This is a genomic window from Salinimicrobium catena (genome assembly GCF_900102915.1).
Classification (GTDB): Bacteria; Bacteroidota; Bacteroidia; order Flavobacteriales; family Flavobacteriaceae; genus Salinimicrobium; species Salinimicrobium catena.
Window position 1 is genome coordinate 136099 of sequence record NZ_FNGG01000005.1, and the last position, 18739, is coordinate 154837.

The window sequence follows — 18739 nt, forward strand, 5'->3', positions numbered from 1 at the left end:
TGTTAAAAGATTTTCCGAATCTATACCATATAACCATAAAACCAAATTTTTTAACAGAAAGAGAATCAACTTTTTACAATTTTTAACAAGAAAATTTTGCCATTTTAAAGGTATCAACGCGCTGTTGAAAAACCGGGTAAATCTGCACTCATCTCCTGTGCCTGCTGCTAATTCGGGAATAAAAAAGGGCAGAAGATCCAAATGGATCAACTGCCCTTTTTAAGCTGTTAATAAAATTATAAAATTATTCGGATTTTGGTCCCTGCCACTGTGAAAATCCGCCAATAAGGTTGAAAGTCTTATTGAAACCCATTTGGTCCATTAGGGTACAAGCCTGGGCACTACGGGCTCCCGAACGGCAGTACACATAATAATTCTTGCTTTTATCCAGCTTTTCTATTTCTTCCACAAACTCGCGGCCTTTGTAAATGTCCAGGTTCTTTGCTTCAGGTATGTATCCTTCGTCTACTTCTTCTTTGGTTCTTACGTCAAGGATCACTGCATTGCCGTCTTTTTCGACCTGCTCTCTCCATTCTTCCTGAGATAATTCTTTCATGACTTGGTTCTATTTAGAATTAATGATTTTAAAGTTTGCCCCGCAAATATAGCAAACATGAACTCCAAACAAGGCGTGGCAAAAAAACAAGTCATAAACTCTGCCAAAAAAATTTGTTTTAAAGATTTTCCCGCATATATTTGTCCTCAAATGAAATTCAATTTTGCAAATAACTGGTGGTGGAAGCACTTACGTCGATCGTCGTGAGCAACACCTCCTGTAATCATATACTAAGGCTTGTCATCACGACAAGCCTTTTTTTATTTAAAGATTTTAGAACAATATGTTTCAACTTCATACCACTTATAAAAAGTTGCTGGCCGATACTTTTACCCCGGTGAGCGTCTACCTAAGGATAAGGGATAGGTTTCCCAATAGCCTCCTGCTGGAGAGCAGTGATTATCATGGCAATGAGAACAGCTTCTCCTATATATGCTGTAATCCTATTGCCTCTATAAAAGTTCAAAATGAACGCATCGTTCAGAATTTTCCTGACGGTACAGGATCCGATATCCCTATTGATCCTACCGTTAACGTTCCGGAAGTGATCAGGGAATTTTCTCAGAAATTCAGTTCTAACGGGCCACATTTTGATTTTATCAATCAGGGGCTTTTCGGCTACATTGCCTATGACGGCGTACGGTATTTTGAGAACATCAGCATCAGCAAAAAGCCCGGCGACCTGGAGATCCCCGAAATGTATTATGCCGTTTATCAAAACATCATTGCCATCAACCATTTCAAGAACGAGGCATACATCTTTGACCACAGCTGTGATTCAGAAAGCAACCTGGACCGCCTGGAGCAGTTGATCAAAGTGAAGAATTTCTCGTCCTATCCTTTTTCTTCGGAAGGTTCACCGATTTCCAACGAGACAGATGAAGGATATATGGAAAAGGTTCGGCAGGCAAAAGAGCATCTTCAGCGGGGTGATGTTTTTCAAATGGTTTTATCCCGACGATTTTCACAGGCTTTTAAAGGAGATGAATTCAATGTATACCGGGCCCTGCGCAGTGTGAATCCTTCGCCGCATCTTTTTTATTTTGATTATGGCGACTTCAGGATATTTGGCAGTTCGCCCGAAGCGCAACTGGTGGTAAAGAATGACAAGGCAGAGATACATCCCATTGCCGGCACTTTTAAGCGTACCGGGAATGATGAACTTGACGCCCAGAGCGCGAAAGACCTCGCGGCAGACGAGAAAGAAAATTCAGAGCACGTGATGCTGGTAGATCTTGCCCGCAATGACCTCAGCAGGCATGGAAGTAACATACAGGTTGAAAAATATAAGGAAATTCAGTTCTTTTCACATGTGATCCACCTGGTAAGCAAGGTCACAGCAAAGAAAAAAGAAGGAACCTCTACCATGCAAATGGTGGCCGACACCTTTCCGGCAGGTACCTTGAGCGGAGCACCCAAACATAAGGCGATGGAGCTGATCGAAAAATTTGAGAACGTGAATCGTGATTTCTACGGGGGCGCTATAGGATTCATGGATTTTAACGGCAATTTTAACCATGCCATCATGATCCGCTCTTTTTTAAGCAAGAACCATAGGTTGCATTACCAGGCGGGAGCCGGGATCGTTGCCGTTTCAAATGAAAAGAACGAATTACAGGAAGTGTATAATAAACTCGGAGCCCTGACAAAGGCTCTTGAAATAGCAGAAGAAATTTAATTTCTCTTTTTGAACAGAATATGGAAAAAAAGACTCATAAAAAAGTAAAAATACTGGTTATAGACAACTACGATTCGTTTGTTTACAACCTGGTGCATTACCTGGAAGAGCTGGATTGTGAAGTCACAGTGCGCCGCAATAATGAACTTGACCTGGAAGAGGTGGAAGATTATGATAAGGTCCTCCTCTCCCCCGGCCCCGGCATTCCCGATGAAGCCGGTCTGCTGAAAAAGATCATCTCGACTTACGCTCCCAAAAAGAGCATTTTAGGAGTATGTTTGGGGCAGCAGGCAATAGGGGAAGTATTTGGCGGCAAGATCATCAATCTCACCCAGGTTTATCACGGGGTTTCTTCCAAAATAAAACTCTGCGTGGCAGACGAAGTGCTGTTCAACGATCTCGATGAGGAACTTGAAGTAGGCCGTTACCACTCCTGGGTGGTAGACATGAAGCTTCCCGATTGTCTTGAAGCCACATCTTATGATGAGAACGGCCAGGTAATGTCCCTCCGCCATCGGTATTATGATGTGCGGGGAGTGCAATTTCATCCTGAATCTGTGCTGACCCCGCAGGGTAAACAGATCATCAGGAATTGGGTGAAGGCCGAATTAAATAAAACTGAAGAAATTCTGGATCAAAAGGAAGAGGTATGAAGGAATTACTAAACAGGCTCATTTCCCACGAGACCATCAGCAAAGAGGAAGCGAAGCGGGTATTGATCAGCATTTCGAAAGGTGAATACAACGACAGCCAGATCGCTGCATTTTTAACCGTCTACATGATGCGCAGCATCACCCTGCATGAACTGGAAGGCTTCAGGGACGCCTTGCTGGAGCTTTGCCTGCCAGTAGACCTGCAACAGTATGATCCCATTGATCTCTGCGGTACAGGGGGAGACGGCAAGGACACTTTCAATATTTCCACCCTGGCCTCCTTCGTAACGGCCGGCGCAGGAATTCCGGTTGCCAAGCACGGTAATTATGGCGTTTCCTCTGGCTGCGGCAGCTCCAATGTGATGGAATACCTTGGAATTAAATTCAGTAGTGACAAGGACTTTCTAGAAAAGAGCATGGATGAAGCGGGCATTTGTTTTCTGCATGCAGCCTTGTTTCACCCGGCGATGAAAAAAGTGGCTCCCATCAGGAAATCTTTGGCAGTAAAAACCTTTTTCAACATGCTGGGCCCAATGGTGAATCCGGCGTTTCCTAAAAAGCAGGTGGTAGGGGTGTTCAACCTGGAGCTGGCCAGAATGTACGGTTACCTTTATCAAAAGACAGATAAAGAATTCACTATTTTACATTCCCTTGACGGCTATGATGAGATCTCGCTGACCGGAAACACCAAATTCATTTCCAATTCTTCGGAAGGAGTCCTAAAACCTGAAGATCTTGGGGTGAAGCAGATCAGTGCAGAAGATATTTCCGGCGGAAGTACGGTTAAATCAGCCGCGACTGTTTTCATGAATGTTTTGGAAGGTAAGGGAACCGAAGCCCAGAACAATGTGGTTTGCGCCAACGCGGGCATAGCAGTCCACACGGCTTCAGGAATTTCTCCGGCAGCAGGTTTTGAAAAGGCCAAAGAATCGCTGCTTTCAGGAAAAGCTTTAAAGAGTTTTAAAAAGCTTCAACAGTTGAGTCAGGTATAAAAACGAAAGAAATGAATATTTTAGAGAAAATAGCAGCCCATAAACGCGTCGAAGTAGCAGAGAGCAAAGAAGAAGTGCCATTGGAAGCGCTTGAACTTTTACCCCATTTTAAGCGGAAATGTATTTCCTTAAAGGAAAGGTTACAGCAATTCTCTACCGGCATCATAGCTGAATTTAAAAGACGTTCTCCTTCTCATCCCGAAATAAATCTGGAGGCTGAAGTTGAAAAGATCGCCTTAGGCTATGCAAAAGCCGGTGCTGCAGGAATTTCTGTGCTTACCGATGAAGAGTTCTTCGGGGGCAGCCTGGACGATCTCATGCAGGCGCGGGAAGCTGTAAACCTCCCCTTGCTGCGGAAGGATTTTATCATCGACGAATACCAGATCTATGAAGCCAAGGCCGCCGGGGCCGATGTGATCCTGTTGATCGCCGCTATTCTAAATCGAAATCAGATAGCTAGATTCGCAAAAACGGCTAAGAAACTCGGGCTGGAGGTGTTGCTGGAAGTGCATAATGAAGAGGAACTGGAAAGATCTTTGATGCCGAACCTGGACATGATAGGAGTGAATAACCGAAATCTAAAAACCTTTGAAATTGACCTTGAAAACAGCAAGAACCTCGCAGAAAAGATCCCCGCTGAGTATGTTAAGATCTCCGAAAGCGGCATTAGCGAAACAGTCGCTATCAAGGAACTTCAAAAATCTGGTTTTCAGGGCTTTTTGATCGGGGGCAACTTCATGGCTACAAATGATCCCGGAAAAAGCGCTGCAGAATTCATTAAAGAACTTAAAGGATAACAATGGACCTGAAATTAAAGATTTGCGGCATGAGAGAACCTGAAAATATTCAGCAGGTTTCCTTGTTACGGCCAGATTACTTTGGCTTGATCTTCTATGAAGGTTCTCCCAGGTTCGTAAGTGAAGACATTGGAAATCCAGGACAGGAAATTAAAAAGGTGGGGGTTTTTGTAAATGCTTCGGAAGAGTATATCCTGGAAAAGGTAAAAAAATTCGGACTTTCAGCCGTACAGTTACATGGTGGAGAAAGCGCTGACTTCTGCAGCCGGCTCAAAAAAGACGCAGGAATATTTCCGCAGATCATTAAGGTCTTCAGCATAAAAGAAGCCTTCGATTTTCAGCTTTTAAAAGATTTTGAAGAACATGTAGACCTTTTCCTTTTTGACACCAAAGGCAGGCAGCATGGCGGCAACGGAATTGCCTTCAATTGGAAAGTATTAAAAGATTATTCATCCACTACCCCATTTTTCCTGAGCGGCGGAATTGGCCCTGATGAGGTGCCGGCGATCAAAAATCTCTATAAATACTTTCAAAATGAGGGGAAGCAAAACGTCTTCTACGGGGTAGATGTGAATAGCAGATTCGAAAATGCACCGGGGCTTAAAAATGCAGATAAACTAAGGAATTTTAAGAAGGAACTTTTTTCAGTAGAACAAAAATAGAACAATGAACTACCAGGTAAACGAAAAAGGATATTACGGCGATTTTGGCGGAGCGTTCATTCCCGAAATGCTCTACCCCAACGTGGAGGAATTGAGAAAGAATTACCTCAACATCATGCAGGAAGAGTCTTTTCAGAAGGAATTTAACCAACTGCTGAAGGATTATGTGGGCCGGCCAACACCATTATATTATGCAGAACGTTTCAGCAAAAATTACAATACAAAGATCTATTTGAAGCGGGAGGATCTTTGCCATACCGGGGCACATAAGGTGAACAATACCATTGGGCAGATCCTTATGGCAAAAAGGCTGGGCAAGAGCCGCATCATTGCCGAGACCGGTGCCGGGCAGCACGGGGTGGCCACCGCGACCGTCTGTGCCCTTATGGGTCTGGAATGCATCGTCTACATGGGAGAGATCGATATCGCAAGACAGGCACCCAACGTGGCTCGAATGAAAATGCTCGGAGCGACGGTGATCCCCGCAAGATCGGGCAGCAAAACCCTAAAAGATGCCACCAATGAAGCCATTCGCGACTGGATCAATAATCCGATGGACACGCATTACATCATAGGCTCGGTGGTGGGGCCGCACCCTTACCCAGATATGGTGGCAAGGTTCCAAAGCGTAATTTCAGAAGAGGTTAAAAAACAACTTCTGGAAAAGGAAGGCCGGGAAGATCCCGATTTTGTGGTTGCCTGTGTTGGCGGCGGAAGCAACGCGGCAGGTTTATACTACCATTACCTCAACAATGAAAAGGTGGGCATCATCGCGGTGGAAGCCGCGGGGGAAGGTGTCCTGAGCGGAAAAAGCGCGGCTACCTCTGCTCTTGGAAAGGAAGGCATCATTCACGGCAGCAAGACCTTGCTGATGCAGACCCAGGACGGGCAGATCACCGAACCTTATTCCATTTCGGCAGGACTCGATTATCCCGGAGTAGGTCCCATGCATGCCAACCTCTTTAAAACAGGCCGGGGAGAATTTATTTCGGTCACCGATGCCGAAGCCATGGCAGCCGGGCTTGAACTTTCCAAACTGGAGGGGATCATCCCCGCAATTGAAACCGCGCATGCCCTGGCCATATTTGAAACCCGAAGATTCAAAGAAGATGATGTGGTCGTGGTAAACCTTTCCGGTCGCGGGGATAAAGATCTGAACACTTACATTGAACATTTCAACCTTTAAAACCTCTAGACCTAACAGGTTTTAGAAACCTGTTAGGCCTGAATTTTGAAACTATGAATAGAATAAAACAAAAGCTGCAGGAAGACCCACAGAAAAAATTGCTTTCCATCTACTTTACTGCAGGTTATCCGCAGCCTGAAAATACCGTACCCATTATCGAGGACCTGGAGAAAAGCGGGGTCGACATGATAGAGATCGGCCTCCCCTTTAGCGATCCTTTAGCCGATGGGCCTACAATACAGGAAAGTTCTCAGGTAGCTTTAAAGAACGGAATGACCACTCAAAGGCTTTTTGAACAACTAAAGGACATCCGTAAAGCGGTTTCCATTCCTTTGCTTATAATGGGCTATTTTAATCCTATCCTTCAGTTTGGAGTAGAAAAGTTCTGCCAGAAGTGTAAAGAAACTGGTATAGATGGGCTGATCATCCCCGATCTTCCGGTAGAGGAATATTTGCTTCAGTATAAAGAGATCTTCAGAAAATATGATCTGCTGCCGGTATTTTTGATCACCCCGCAAACTTCCGAAGAAAGGATAAGGGCCATCGATTCAGCTTCAGAAGGCTTCATCTATATGGTAAGCAGCGCCAGCGTTACCGGCGGCACAGGTGGTTTTGGCCCTGAACAAAAAGCTTATTTTGAGCGGGTGTCAAAAATGGGATTAAACGCGCCTCTTATTGTTGGTTTTGGAATAAAGGATGCAGAAACTTTTGAGCAGGCAACCGCGAACACGAAAGGGGCTATCATTGGCAGTGCGTTCATCAAGCATCTTACGAAGCACGGAACCAGGAATATCGCCGGCTTCACCCGCATAATCCGCTGACTTTAACCTTCTTATAACAAGGATTTAATATAGCCAACAACCTGTTTTTTGTATCTTGAAGAGAATCTAAAAAACGAATGTTATGGGAATTATAGAAGACAATAAAAAAAAGAAAGACAGACAACGCAGAAGACGTAGCGACAATGACCCATTAAGCGGTGAGATTGGGAACAGAGATATTGAAACCAATGATTTTGATATTGATGAACCAAGGATCAAAGACCAGAAAAACAAAAAGTAATGGGAAAAGGTGATAAAAAGACCAAAAGAGGAAAAATTTCCATCAACAGTTATGGAAAATTGCGCCCGAGAAGAAAAAAATTTAAGGTGAGTCCTAAAAAGACAAAAAATCCTCTTGAAAAAGAACCCGTTTAGTTCTCAAGGAACTGACGGTACTGCAAGACCCTGAAGTCAATCGTATTGAATTCAGGGTTTTGTTTTTTTAGGTCCTTGTAAAGCTGCATACTTCCAATCGCTCGGTTAGCAGATCCCGAAGGTGCGGTCAAAGATACCGTATTGATGGCCCTCCCGTCAAGAACGAACTGGTGAACACGCGGCACCTGGTTGGAAACCACTTTAAGACTAAGGCCGTACTCTTTTAAGTGTCTCCTGAAAAAGAATTCAGGACCATTCTTACTATTCCCGCCGGTAAAAAGCAAGGTGTCGATCTTTTCATGCCTTTTTAAAATGGAGATGAGATCGCGGAGTTCCACCTCCTGCATTCCCAGATCTGAGGCGTCGATCTTTTCCCTTCGGCAACTCTCTACCGTATCACATATCCCTATGCCTTTGTTTCTAAGGAACTGCTTTCTTTCCTTAACCGCTTCTTCAGTGGTTTCAAAGGAAAGATCAAGATCAAAAACCCGGTCAATTACCTGCCACAGTAATCCGTCACGGCTTCCGTAGCAAAAATCCACATCCCCTTCTCTTAATTCACGGGATGTGAACCGTGGCGGAGGCAAAGTGCCCACGATAAGTTTTGTAGCATTTTCAGGAATGAACGGGCTGTAGGGATGGGTATGGTGAAACATAGATTAACAGACAATTTTTTATGTTATTACAAAATTTGAGCCACTGCGCGGAAATTCAAAATTCAAAATTCCAAATACAAGATTCAAGGTTCAAGGTTCAAGGTTCAAGCTAAATGGTTCTCGGAGCTTGATGTTTGATTTTTGTGATTGCACTTCGATTTTCTCACATCTCACATCTCCCATCTCACATCTCAAGTCTCACATCTACTTCATTACCACTACCAGGTCATCTGCATAGACCATATCGCCTTCCTTGAGCACGATCTTATCTACCTCGCCGGAAAGGTTGGCTGTAATGGTAGTTTCCATTTTCATGGCTTCTATAACGAACAAGGGCTGGTTCTTTTCAACCTTGTCTCCCGGTTTGACCTGTATATTTGACAAAGCACCCTGTAAAGGAGCCCCTACCTGTTTCTTATCTTCCTTGTCCACTTTTTGATGTACCACCTTCTCTACCTTCACCGATTCATCTTTCACCTCCACAGCACGGGTCTGTCCGTTAACTTTAAAGAAAACCTTGGCCATGCCGTCTTCATTGGCGGCTCCCACAGAGAGGAATTGGATCAACAAGGTTTTTCCCTTGTCCAGCTCCACGATGATCTCTTCTCCCGGTTCCATTCCGTAGAAGAAATTTTTGGTGGGAATATTGATCACACTGCCATAAGTAACCTGGTGGTTATAGGCATCGGTAAAGACTTTCGGGTACAATTTATACGAGAGAAAATCGGTGATATCGAGCTCCCTGCCCATACCTTCGCTGAAGACCTTTTCGAACTCGGCATATTCAGCTTCAAAGTCTATAGGATCAAGATGTGCATTGGGCCTGTCGGTATACGGCTCCTCATCCTTTAGAACGATCTTCTGGATCTTTTCAGGGAATCCTCCGGGCGGCTGACCAAGATCTCCCCTAAAGAAGCTTTTTACCGACTGCGGAAAGGACAGCTCCTCCCCTTTTTCCAGAACATCTTCAATGGAGAGATTGTTGCTTACCAGGTACTGCGCCATATCCCCCACCACTTTTGAACTCGGGGTTACTTTGATGATATCTCCAAAAAGCTCGTTTACCTTGGAATACATTTCGGTGATCTCATGAAACCGGTCAGAAAGTCCAAGAGATTCTGCCTGAGGTTTCAAATTGGAATACTGCCCGCCGGGAATTTCATGTTTATAAACCTCTCCGGTTCCGGCCTTGAGGCCCGATTCGAAGGGATAATAATATTTTCTCACCGCTTCCCAATACTGGGAGTATTCATTCAGTTTATCGGTATTGAGAAGCCTTCCGCGGTTGTGAAACCTCAGCATTTCCACTACCGAATTGAAATTAGGCTGCGAGGTAAGGCCGGAAAGCCCTCCCAGCGCCAGGTCTATCACGTCTACTCCGGCCTCCACCGCCTTTAGGTAGGTAGCAGCCTGAATAGAGGAAGTGTCGTGGGTGTGCAGATGAATAGGAATATTGATGCGGGACTTCAGCGCAGACACCAGCTCAAAAGCGGCATCGGGCTTAAGGATTCCTGCCATATCCTTTATTCCGAGAATATGAGCTCCCGCGTTTTCAATGTCTTTGCCCAGCTGAATGTAATATTCCAGGTTGTATTTGTTCTCCTGCGGATCCATGATATCACCGGTGTAGCAAATAGTACCTTCCGCGAGGCCATCGGTCTTTTTTCGAACATATTCGATACAGGGCGCGATAGATTCCATCCAGTTAAGGCTGTCGAAAATCCGGAACACATCGATCCCGTTCTCCCAGGATTTCTCCACGAACTTTTCTATAAGATTATCGGGATAAGCCGTGTAACCCACTCCGTTAGAACCTCTCAGCAGCATCTGCATAAGGATATTGGGCATGGCCTCGCGCAGTCTTCTTAGTCTTTCCCACGGATTTTCCTTCAGGAAACGCATACAAACGTCAAAGGTCGCCCCGCCCCAAACTTCCATACTGAAGACTTCCGGGTGATTGCGAGCAAAACCTTCAGCTACCTTGAGCATATCTGTAGTACGCATCCTTGTGGCCAGCAGACTCTGGTGCGCATCGCGCATGGTGGTATCGGTGTAATGCACCTTGCCTTCATGTCTCAGCCAGCGCGAGAACTTATCGGGTCCGTATTCCGTCAACAGGTCCTTGGTTCCTTTTGGATATCCGTTGTCTTCAGGAAAAGTGGGAATGACCGGCTTTATAAAATCGGTCTTTTTTTCTGCATTTTTGACGTCATCATTACCGTTCACGATGACGTCACCCAGAAATTTCACCATTTTGGTCGCCCGGTTGCGGGTCTTTTTGAACTCGAACAGTTCAGGATGGTCTTTGATAAAATTCACCGTGACCTCTCCATTTCTGAAGGTCTGGTTGGAAAGAATGTTATCCAAAAATCCGATGTTCGTCATCACTCCCCGAATCCTGAACTCAGCCAGAGCCCGCCGCATCTTTCTGCAGGCCCCGTCAAGGGTACGGCTGCTGGCAGAAACCTTCACCAGCATGGAATCAAAGAAAGGCGAAACGGTCACCCCCTGATAGATACTGCCCGCATCGAGCCTGATCCCGAATCCGGAGGCACTTCTATAGGTGGTGATGGTACCGTAGTCTGGTTTAAAATCGTTAGTGGGGTCTTCGGTAGTGATGCGACACTGCAGAGCATAGCCATTCGTTTCCAGGCTTTCCTGGCTATCGATCTTGATCTGTTTATCTGACAGTTTATAACCTCCGGCAATAAAGATCTGAGTTTTGACCAGGTCAATATTCGTTATGATCTCTGTCACCGTGTGCTCTACCTGGATCCTGGGATTCACTTCAATGAAAAAGATCTCGCCGTTCTTATCTACCAGGAACTCTACGGTTCCAATGTTGTTATAATTTACGGCCTCACAAATGTCAAGCGCATACTTGTAGAGGTTCTGTTTGATCTTTTCGTCCAGGCCTTGAGAAGGTGCGAATTCGATAACTTTTTGGTAACGGCGTTGAACTGAACAATCGCGCTCAAAAAGATGCACCATGTTCCCGTGATTATCGGCCACTATCTGTATCTCTATATGCTTGGGATCTTCCACGAATTTCTCCAGGAAAACCGTATCGTCCCCAAAGGCATTTTTGGCTTCCCTTCGGGATTCGTTAAAGCCGCTTTTTAGCTCCTCCTCACTTCTTATCACCCGCATTCCACGGCCACCTCCCCCAGACGCAGCTTTCAGCATCACGGGGTAACCTATGTTTTTAGCTTCTTCAAGCGCTATTTCTACGGAAGTGAGCTCTTTTTCATTGCTTTGAATGACTGGCACTTTTTTCTCTACCGCCACTTCTTTCGCCTTCACCTTGTCACCAAGCGATCTCAACACCGAAACCTTAGGGCCGATAAAGATGATATCGTTCTCCTCACATTTTTGAGCGAATTCAGCGTTTTCTGAAAGGAAACCATATCCCGGGTGAATGGCATCCACATTATTCTTTTTAGCGATCTTGATGATAGCGTCTATGTCCAGGTAAGGCTTCAAAGGCTCATTGTCGGCACCTATCTGGTAAGATTCGTCGGCTTTATAGCGGTGCAGGGAATAGCGGTCTTCAAAAGTGTAGATCCCCACGGTGCGTAAGCCTATCTCTGTGCAGGCTCTAAAAATCCTTATGGCAATCTCTCCTCTGTTCGCTACTAGTACCTTCTTTATGTCCATTTCTGAAAAATGCTTTTTATGATTGGTTAAATTTTCTCCCTCTCCCGAAGAAGCAATTGTTCAGAAATTAAAAAGAAAAAAGCGGTGAGACACCGCTTTTTGAAATACTTTAACAATAAACCCGCTGCTGCTTAGCGCGTGAAAACCAGCTCGTTATTTTTAACGCTTTCTTCCTCGCTGTAACGGTAACCGTCGTAATCAAAACCCTTGAGGTCCTCAACGGAATTGGCTTCGGTATCTACTATATATCTCACCATAGAACCTCGTGCTTTCTTTGCGAAGAAGCTGATGATCTTGAGCTTTCCGTTCTTATAATCCTTGAATACCGGAGTGATCACAGGGACCTTAAGCTTTTTGGTATTTATGGCTTTAAAATACTCGTTACTGGCCAGGTTAACGAACAGTTCCTCATCAGCTAATTCTTTGTTGAGATAGCCGGTCACTTTTTCCTGCCACAGGTCATACAGATCTTTTTTGCGGCTTACCGAAAGTGAGGTGCCCATTTCCAAACGATATGGCTGAATAAGATCCAGCGGTCTCAGGATTCCGTAGTAGCCCGAAAGGATCCGCAGGGAATCCTGCAGAAAATCCAGTTTTTCAACCGGAATGGTATAAGCCTCCAATCCCGTATAAACATCGCCGTTGAATGCGTACACCGCGGGGCGGGAATTCTGCTTGTTGTGTTCTGCTTCAAATTCGTGGTATCGGGTGTAATTGAGATCGGCCAGCTTATCACTGATGCCCATTAATTCTGAAATTTCCTTTTTGGACATCCTGGCCAGTTTCCGGTTAACGGTAGCTGCGGTCTCCAGGAACTCAGGCTGGGTGCCTCTTGAGGTGGGTAGCTTGGTTTCGTAATCTAAAGTTTTGGCGGGGGAAATAACTATTTTCATATTCTGATCTTTCCGAAGAAATTTATTGGTCTAAAATGCTGCTCTAAAATATAAAATCCCGGAAGGTTTTCCTGCCGGGATTCTTTTTTCCTTTTGATAATGCTATTGAAAAAGCTTATTTAATCGATGAACTCCTTCTGATTTTTAGCATAACTGCGCCATTTCTCGATACACTGCTCCATATCCTCGGGAATTGGAGTATCAAAGCTCATCCACTCCCCGCTAACAGGATGTTTAAACCCAAGGGTTTTGGCGTGCAGTGCCTGCCTTGGCAGCACCTTGAAACAGTTCTCCACGAACTGCTTATATTTTGTAAAAGTGGTTCCCTTCAGGATCTTATCGCCACCATAACGTTCGTCATTGAACAGGGTATGGCCAATATGTTTCATGTGCACCCTTATCTGGTGCGTTCTTCCGGTTTCCAGCTTACAGGAAACAAGGGTAACATATCCCAGCCTTTCGATCACCTTAAAATGGGTCACAGCCGGTTTCCCTTTATCTTCATCATCTCCCAGGTAAACGGTGTTCTGCAGCCTGTTCTTTGGGTGCCTGCCAATATTGCCTTCAATAGTTCCTTCGTCTTCCTCGACATTTCCCCAAACTATAGCCACATACTCGCGTTCACTGCTCTTTTTAAAAAATTGTTTTGAGAGGTGCGTCATGGCCCGTTCGGTCTTGGCGATCACGAGGAGTCCGCTGGTATCCTTATCTATACGGTGCACCAGTCCCGGCCGTTCACTGCTGTTCTGCGGAAGGTTGTCAAAATGGTACACCAGGGCGTTGATCAGGGTTCCGCTGTAGTTCCCGTGTCCCGGATGCACTACCATACCTGCAGGTTTGTTCACCACTAGCAGGGCGTCATCCTCATGCACGATGTCAAGCGGAATATCTTCGGGAGTCAACAGGAATTCGTATGGCGGATGCTCAAAAAGCACCTGCACCACATCTCCCGGTTTTACCTTGTAATTCTGTTTTACGGGAACCTCGTTGACATGGATGTTCCCTTCTTTAGCGGCCGTTTGTATCTTGTTACGGGTCGCTTTTTCAATGTAGTTCATGAGGAACTTGTCCACCCTCAGCGGTTGCTGGCCTTTATCGGCTACAAACCGGTGATGCTCATACAGCTCATCATCATTCTCATCCAGTTCAGGATTAGTATTCTCAGAAGTCAAATTCTTCATTCTCCAGGTCGTCTAATATTTCTTCTTCGGCTGTTTTTTCCTCTTCATCTTCCATCCCGTATCTTCCGGAGCCGTCACCCAAAACCAGGTCAATTTTTGAAGTTTTCATCAATTTATCTCCCGGTTCCAGCTTTTCGCCTTTATACCTAAGTTCCAGCACGGCATCTTTGGCCACATCGGGCTTATACGTGATCGAACCAATTTCAAATCCAAGTGACTTCAATGTGGGTTCTACCTGTCTTCTTGTCCTTCGGATAAGATTCTCCGGAATTTCCACTTTTCGGTATCCCGAAGGGTTCAGCGTCAAATAGATCTTTCTGTTCTCTTTAACGAATTTCCCCGGAAGCGGCACCTGATCGATCACCGAATACGGAGGATAGTCAGGATTGTAATTGGCAGAGTCAAGGATCTCCCGTCTCAGGTCCAGCTCAGCCAGTTGCTGGTCAACCTTATCAAGCGAAAGTCGTGCCAGATTGGGAACCGTAATTCTCTGGTCCTGATTGGTGGAATGCTCCAGCCATTCAAGGATCACAAAAGTGATCAATACCAGGGCAAGGGCTGCCAAAACCAGTTGTATCAAAAAGGTTTTGCTAAAGATAAATTTGAGGAAAGTCATAGTTTCAAATAAAAAACAAAGATATAAAAACAGGTGATTTTGCAGACATTCATTTAATAGTCCTACTTTTGTTAACGCAAATAAACTGCCAATATTCGAGTATGAAGAAAAATGTCGCCATAGCCATGGGTGGCTATTCCAGTGAGTACCGCATTTCCATTAACAGTGGTAACGTGGTGTACAAGAATCTTGACCGCGAAAAATACAACCCGTACCGGGTTCATATCCTGCAGAAAGAATGGTTCGTGATAGGTGAAAATGACACGCCCTACCCTATCAACCGTAGCAATTTCACGGTCACCATAGACGGAAAACTGATCACCTTTGACTGCGTTTTCAATACCATTCACGGTACTCCCGGCGAGAACGGACTACTTCAGGCTTACCTGGAATTGCTCGACATTCCGCAGACATCCTGTGATTTTTACCAGTCGGCATTGACCTTCAATAAGAGGGACCTCATCAGTGTCCTTAAGCCCTACGGAATAAAAACGGCAGTGAACTATTTCCTCAACAAAGGAGACGAAGTGGAACCCGATGAGATCGTGGAAAAGGTAGGCTTACCCTGTTTTGTAAAGGCCAACAAGGCCGGAAGCAGTTTTGGGATCACCAAAGTGAAGAAAAAGGAAGACATTATTCGGGCGACAAAATTCGCTTTTAAGGAAGATGACGAGGTGATCATTGAATCTTTCCTTGACGGCACCGAAGTTTCAGTGGGTGTGATCATGTATAAAGGCGAGATCACCGCCTTGCCTGTAACCGAAATAGTTTCTGAAAATGAGTTTTTTGACTACGAAGCTAAATACCTCGGAAAATCCCAGGAGATCACTCCTGCGAGGATTTCCGAAGAGCAGACCCAAAGGGTACAGGAAATTGCGAAACTGATCTATAAAAAGCTGAAGATGAAAGGTTTTTCAAGATCAGAATTCATTTTCCATAATGGAGAACCTCATTTCATCGAGATGAACACCAACCCGGGGTTGAGCGAGGCGAGCATCCTGCCACAACAGGCAGCAGCAGCTGGTATCTCTCTTGAAGAACTTTTCGGGAACGCCATAGAAGCAGCTACCCGCAGCTGAATTCACAGGAAAATCATTACTTTAGAACTGCAGGAACAAAATAAAAGGTATGAAAAAAGCTGTTTTTCCGGGCTCTTTTGATCCGGTGACTTTAGGACATGTGGACATCATTGAACGCGGATTGCCTCTTTTTGACGAGATCATTTTAGCCATAGGAGTCAATGCCGATAAAAATTACATGTTCTCACTGGAAGATCGTGTGCGTTTCCTGGAAGAGACCTTCAAAGACGAGCCCAAGATCAAGGTGATGACCTACACCGGCATGACGGTGGATTTCTGCAAAGAACAGAACGCCGATTTCATTCTGCGCGGCCTGCGAAGTTCCACGGATTTTGACTTCGAAAAGGTGATCGGTCAGACGAATTTCAAGATTTCAGGAATAGAAACCCTTTTCTTCATTACTTCTTCCGGAAAAAGTCATATTTCTTCAACCGTTGTTCGTGACGTGATCCGCAATAACGGCGATTACAATTTCATGGTGCCTAAGGCAGTGTGGAAGAAAGAGTAGATTATCGAACTTTTTATTCTAACCCTGTCAGGGGTTTGAAACCCTGACAGAGTTGTAGTTAAAAGAAATAACTGACCGATATCCCGCCAAAATAATTCCTGGGATCTCCCGGATAAAAATATCTCGGCTCCGCCCCGCCAAAGCCTACAGCATTAGGAACTATAGAAGCGGCATAGTGTTCATCAAAAACATTGTTGATTCCAAAGAAGACCGCGGTTTCCCAGTTCTTAAAAATGTCAGGAGCGTAAGATAATTTCAGGTTCAGCAACTCGTAAGCTTCGGTATAGCCGGTATTCTGATCATTCAGCGGCATTTGCCCCTCATGCTGAAAAGAGGTGAAAAGAGAAAATCTGTTAGAAGTATGGAGATCAAAGCCGGCGTTAAGGCTCTTGTCGGGCACGGCCGGCAGGTCATTTCCGGAGAGATCTGTACCCGCGTCCACGAAATCACCAAAATAAAAATCATTAAAAGAGGCGTTCAGAAAAGTTTTTGCACTGAGCCATGAGCTAATGTTGAAGTTGTACTTAGCGAGGAATTCGAGTCCGTTATGGTCTGTTTTTCCAAGATTTCGGCCAATGTATCGATCTTCGGCCACCCGTTCGGCCACCAGCAGGTTGTCCACCTGTATGGAGAACGCGGAAACCTCAGCATATAGCCGGTTGTCCAGGAAATTACCTTTAAATCCTATTTCGTAATTCACACCCGTCTCCGGCTTAAGAGCCGTGTTGATAATTCCTTCGGGAGTCAAGGTTTCTGCCACAGTTGGCGTGGAAAACCCATGGCTCACTGAAGCGTAAAGATTCTTTCCGGGTAAAAAAGTATAAACCGCTCCAAGCCTGGGTGAAAAAATGCTTTTGAACCTGTAATTGCCTGTCTGGTCCACCTCATCTTCAGTGTAAAGATCTGTGAGCTCATAGCGGGTAGAATTCAGGTTGAGGCCGGCTTCAAGTTCCAGTTTTTCAGAAACTGATACATTCCACTGAGCGAAAAGATTATAATAGCTGCGATCCTGTTCATTGTTGCTCAGGTTGCTTCCTGCCACACTGCCTTTTCCCGGATCCTCCTCGTACAGGTTTTCAAAAGTGGCCGTATCGTACCACTCCCGGTAAATTTCACCGCCAAAGCTCATTTCTGAAGGCAACGAGAAAAGCTCATTTTTGAGACCGAATTTTGTGCGGAAGCCGGTAGCCACCTGCTCCTCCTTCAGAATATCAAAAGGTCTGGGTTCATACCCGTTCCTGAAATTCATGAAAATACTGCTGGTGTGGAAGAATTTTTCAGAAAACTCCTGTTCATAAGACAATCCCAGTAAACCTTTATCATACGATTCGTAGCCCTGGGAAGCAGCCCAGGTATAAGCCGCCGAAGAAGGATCGTTCTCAAAATCTTCCCGGTTCAGCGAACTGGGAATATAGGCTTTTAGCCGCACCAGGTGCCCAAGCAGTGAGAGGGCGTTTTTTTTATTTCCTGCAACCTGCCCAAAAAGCGTGAAAGAATCCCGGTCGTATTCCCCGTTCTCCCGGTATCCGTCGGCAGACAAATGGTTGTAAGTGGCAGAAAACTTCGTCGATTCCGAAGAATGTGAGGCGTTTACGGTATGCTTCATAAGCCCAAAACTGCCAAAAGTGGAACTTACGGCCGCCGTGCTTCCCTCTTTTGCCGATAGATCGGGATACATGGTGATCACTCCACCCAGGCCAGCGCCATAAATGCTGGAAACCGGGCCTTTTATGATCTCCACCCGCTCAATGACGGCAGGATCAATATCGTCAAGAGTGGTTTCGCCTTCGGCCGTTGAGAGGGGAATGCCCATAAAATAAGCCTTGATTCGGTTGCTGCTGTATTGAGCCCTCGCTCCCACTCCGCGAATGCTGATCTTGTTGGTGTTCAATGCCCCCTGCAGCACATTGACTCCTGGTGCCCGATCCACTGCGCTTAAAATATTGGTCTTATCGGTTCTCTGGATCTCTTCCTGCCCTAAAATGCTTACCGACGCGGGGGTTCGCATCAGTTCCCGCGGAATGAGGGTGCTGCGCAATACTACTTCGGAAAGGCTTTCAGCCAAAGGGAAAAGCTGAAAAATTAGGTCTTCTTCGGAATTTGAGATCGTCACCAAAAGAGTTTCAAAGCCGGAAGCTGATATGGTCATTACTACCGGAAATTCCTTCAGTTCAAGTTCAAATTTCCCGCGATCGTCAGTCGTGGTTTTTTCCGAAGAACCTGCCACATTGATTAATGCACCATCTACCGCCTCGCCGGTGCTGGCGTTGATCACATTTCCGGAAATGTTTTGAGCTGCAAGATTTCCGCAAAAAAGTAACAGGCTGAGATATAGAGCGAAGTGCTTCAAAAAGGGAATTTTTAGGTCGGTTTTCCTCACAAGATCGTGCGGTGTAGCTAAAATAAGTTTAATTTTATAATTATAGCCT

At 45.3% G+C, this 18739-nt stretch carries 18 protein-coding genes; 11 read left to right on the forward strand and 7 right to left on the reverse strand.

Going from position 1 to position 18739, the window contains the following annotated elements:
- Positions 1-244: 244 nt before the first annotated feature.
- Positions 245-556, reverse strand: a complete 312-nt coding sequence (locus BLS64_RS11340) for a rhodanese-like domain-containing protein (protein WP_093113561.1) — start codon at positions 554-556, stop codon at positions 245-247.
- 283 nt (positions 557-839) lie between these two features.
- Between BLS64_RS11340 and BLS64_RS11345 the strand changes: the two genes are divergently transcribed.
- From BLS64_RS11345 to BLS64_RS11380, 9 genes are all read left to right on the forward strand, one after another.
- Entirely contained in the window at positions 840-2234 is a 1395-nt protein-coding gene (locus BLS64_RS11345) for an anthranilate synthase component I family protein (RefSeq protein WP_093113560.1), read from the forward strand.
- Positions 2235-2254: 20 nt separating this feature from the next.
- A complete protein-coding gene (locus BLS64_RS11350; RefSeq protein ID WP_093113559.1) occupies positions 2255-2887 on the forward strand; it encodes an anthranilate synthase component II in 633 nt (210 codons plus the stop codon).
- Positions 2884-3879 (forward strand): anthranilate phosphoribosyltransferase, encoded by a 996-nt coding sequence (gene trpD, locus BLS64_RS11355; protein WP_093113558.1) that lies wholly within the window; start codon positions 2884-2886, stop codon positions 3877-3879. The genes BLS64_RS11350 and trpD overlap by 4 nt, the downstream gene beginning before the upstream one ends.
- An 11-nt stretch (positions 3880-3890) precedes the next feature.
- Positions 3891-4676, forward strand: a complete 786-nt coding sequence (gene trpC, locus BLS64_RS11360; protein WP_093113557.1) for an indole-3-glycerol phosphate synthase TrpC — start codon at positions 3891-3893, stop codon at positions 4674-4676.
- A 29-nt stretch (positions 4677-4705) separates the two neighbouring features.
- Positions 4706-5338: a phosphoribosylanthranilate isomerase gene (locus BLS64_RS11365; protein WP_093113671.1), complete on the forward strand. Its 633-nt coding sequence runs from the start codon at positions 4706-4708 to the stop codon at positions 5336-5338.
- Between the two features lie 4 nt (positions 5339-5342).
- Positions 5343-6524 carry a tryptophan synthase subunit beta gene (trpB, locus tag BLS64_RS11370; protein WP_093113556.1) on the forward strand — a complete coding sequence of 394 codons (1182 nt, stop codon included), beginning with the start codon at positions 5343-5345 and terminating at the stop codon, positions 6522-6524.
- Positions 6525-6577: 53 nt separating this feature from the next.
- Complete coding sequence (trpA, locus tag BLS64_RS11375) at positions 6578-7345, forward strand: tryptophan synthase subunit alpha (RefSeq protein WP_093113555.1); 768 nt, start codon at positions 6578-6580, stop codon at positions 7343-7345.
- Between the two features lie 82 nt (positions 7346-7427).
- Positions 7428-7586: a hypothetical protein gene (locus tag BLS64_RS15235; protein WP_176763473.1), complete on the forward strand. Its 159-nt coding sequence runs from the start codon at positions 7428-7430 to the stop codon at positions 7584-7586.
- Entirely contained in the window at positions 7586-7720 is a 135-nt protein-coding gene (locus BLS64_RS11380) for a 30S ribosomal protein THX (protein WP_093113554.1), read from the forward strand. The genes BLS64_RS15235 and BLS64_RS11380 overlap by 1 nt, the downstream gene beginning before the upstream one ends.
- Here the strand turns inward: BLS64_RS11380 and BLS64_RS11385 are convergent.
- From BLS64_RS11385 to BLS64_RS11405, 5 genes are all read right to left on the reverse strand, one after another.
- Positions 7717-8376 carry a uracil-DNA glycosylase family protein gene (locus BLS64_RS11385; protein ID WP_093113553.1) on the reverse strand — a complete coding sequence of 220 codons (660 nt, stop codon included), beginning with the start codon at positions 8374-8376 and terminating at the stop codon, positions 7717-7719. The two genes, BLS64_RS11380 and BLS64_RS11385, sit on opposite strands and share 4 nt — an antisense overlap.
- 204 nt (positions 8377-8580) lie before the next feature.
- Positions 8581-12033, reverse strand: a complete 3453-nt coding sequence (locus BLS64_RS11390; protein WP_093113552.1) for a pyruvate carboxylase — start codon at positions 12031-12033, stop codon at positions 8581-8583.
- Between the two features lie 131 nt (positions 12034-12164).
- Positions 12165-12926, reverse strand: a complete 762-nt coding sequence (gene yaaA, locus BLS64_RS11395; protein WP_093113551.1) for a peroxide stress protein YaaA — start codon at positions 12924-12926, stop codon at positions 12165-12167.
- A 119-nt stretch (positions 12927-13045) separates the two neighbouring features.
- The gene (locus tag BLS64_RS11400) at positions 13046-14107 is read right to left on the reverse strand and encodes an RluA family pseudouridine synthase (RefSeq protein ID WP_093113550.1); all 1062 of its coding nucleotides are present in this window, start codon (positions 14105-14107) and stop codon (positions 13046-13048) included.
- Positions 14088-14723 (reverse strand): PASTA domain-containing protein, encoded by a 636-nt coding sequence (locus tag BLS64_RS11405; protein ID WP_093113549.1) that lies wholly within the window; start codon positions 14721-14723, stop codon positions 14088-14090. The genes BLS64_RS11400 and BLS64_RS11405 overlap by 20 nt, the downstream gene beginning before the upstream one ends.
- A gap of 101 nt (positions 14724-14824) precedes the next feature.
- Between BLS64_RS11405 and BLS64_RS11410 the strand changes: the two genes are divergently transcribed.
- Both BLS64_RS11410 and coaD read left to right on the forward strand, forming a co-directional pair.
- On the forward strand, positions 14825-15802 hold the full coding sequence (locus tag BLS64_RS11410) for a D-alanine--D-alanine ligase (RefSeq protein ID WP_093113548.1): 978 nt from the start codon (positions 14825-14827) through the stop codon (positions 15800-15802).
- 49 nt (positions 15803-15851) lie between these two features.
- Positions 15852-16310: a pantetheine-phosphate adenylyltransferase gene (gene coaD / locus BLS64_RS11415; protein WP_093113547.1), complete on the forward strand. Its 459-nt coding sequence runs from the start codon at positions 15852-15854 to the stop codon at positions 16308-16310.
- Between the two features lie 58 nt (positions 16311-16368).
- Here coaD and BLS64_RS11420 read toward each other — a convergent pair whose 3' ends face one another.
- On the reverse strand, positions 16369-18660 hold the full coding sequence (locus tag BLS64_RS11420; RefSeq protein WP_093113670.1) for a TonB-dependent receptor: 2292 nt from the start codon (positions 18658-18660) through the stop codon (positions 16369-16371).
- Positions 18661-18739: the final 79 nt, after the last annotated feature.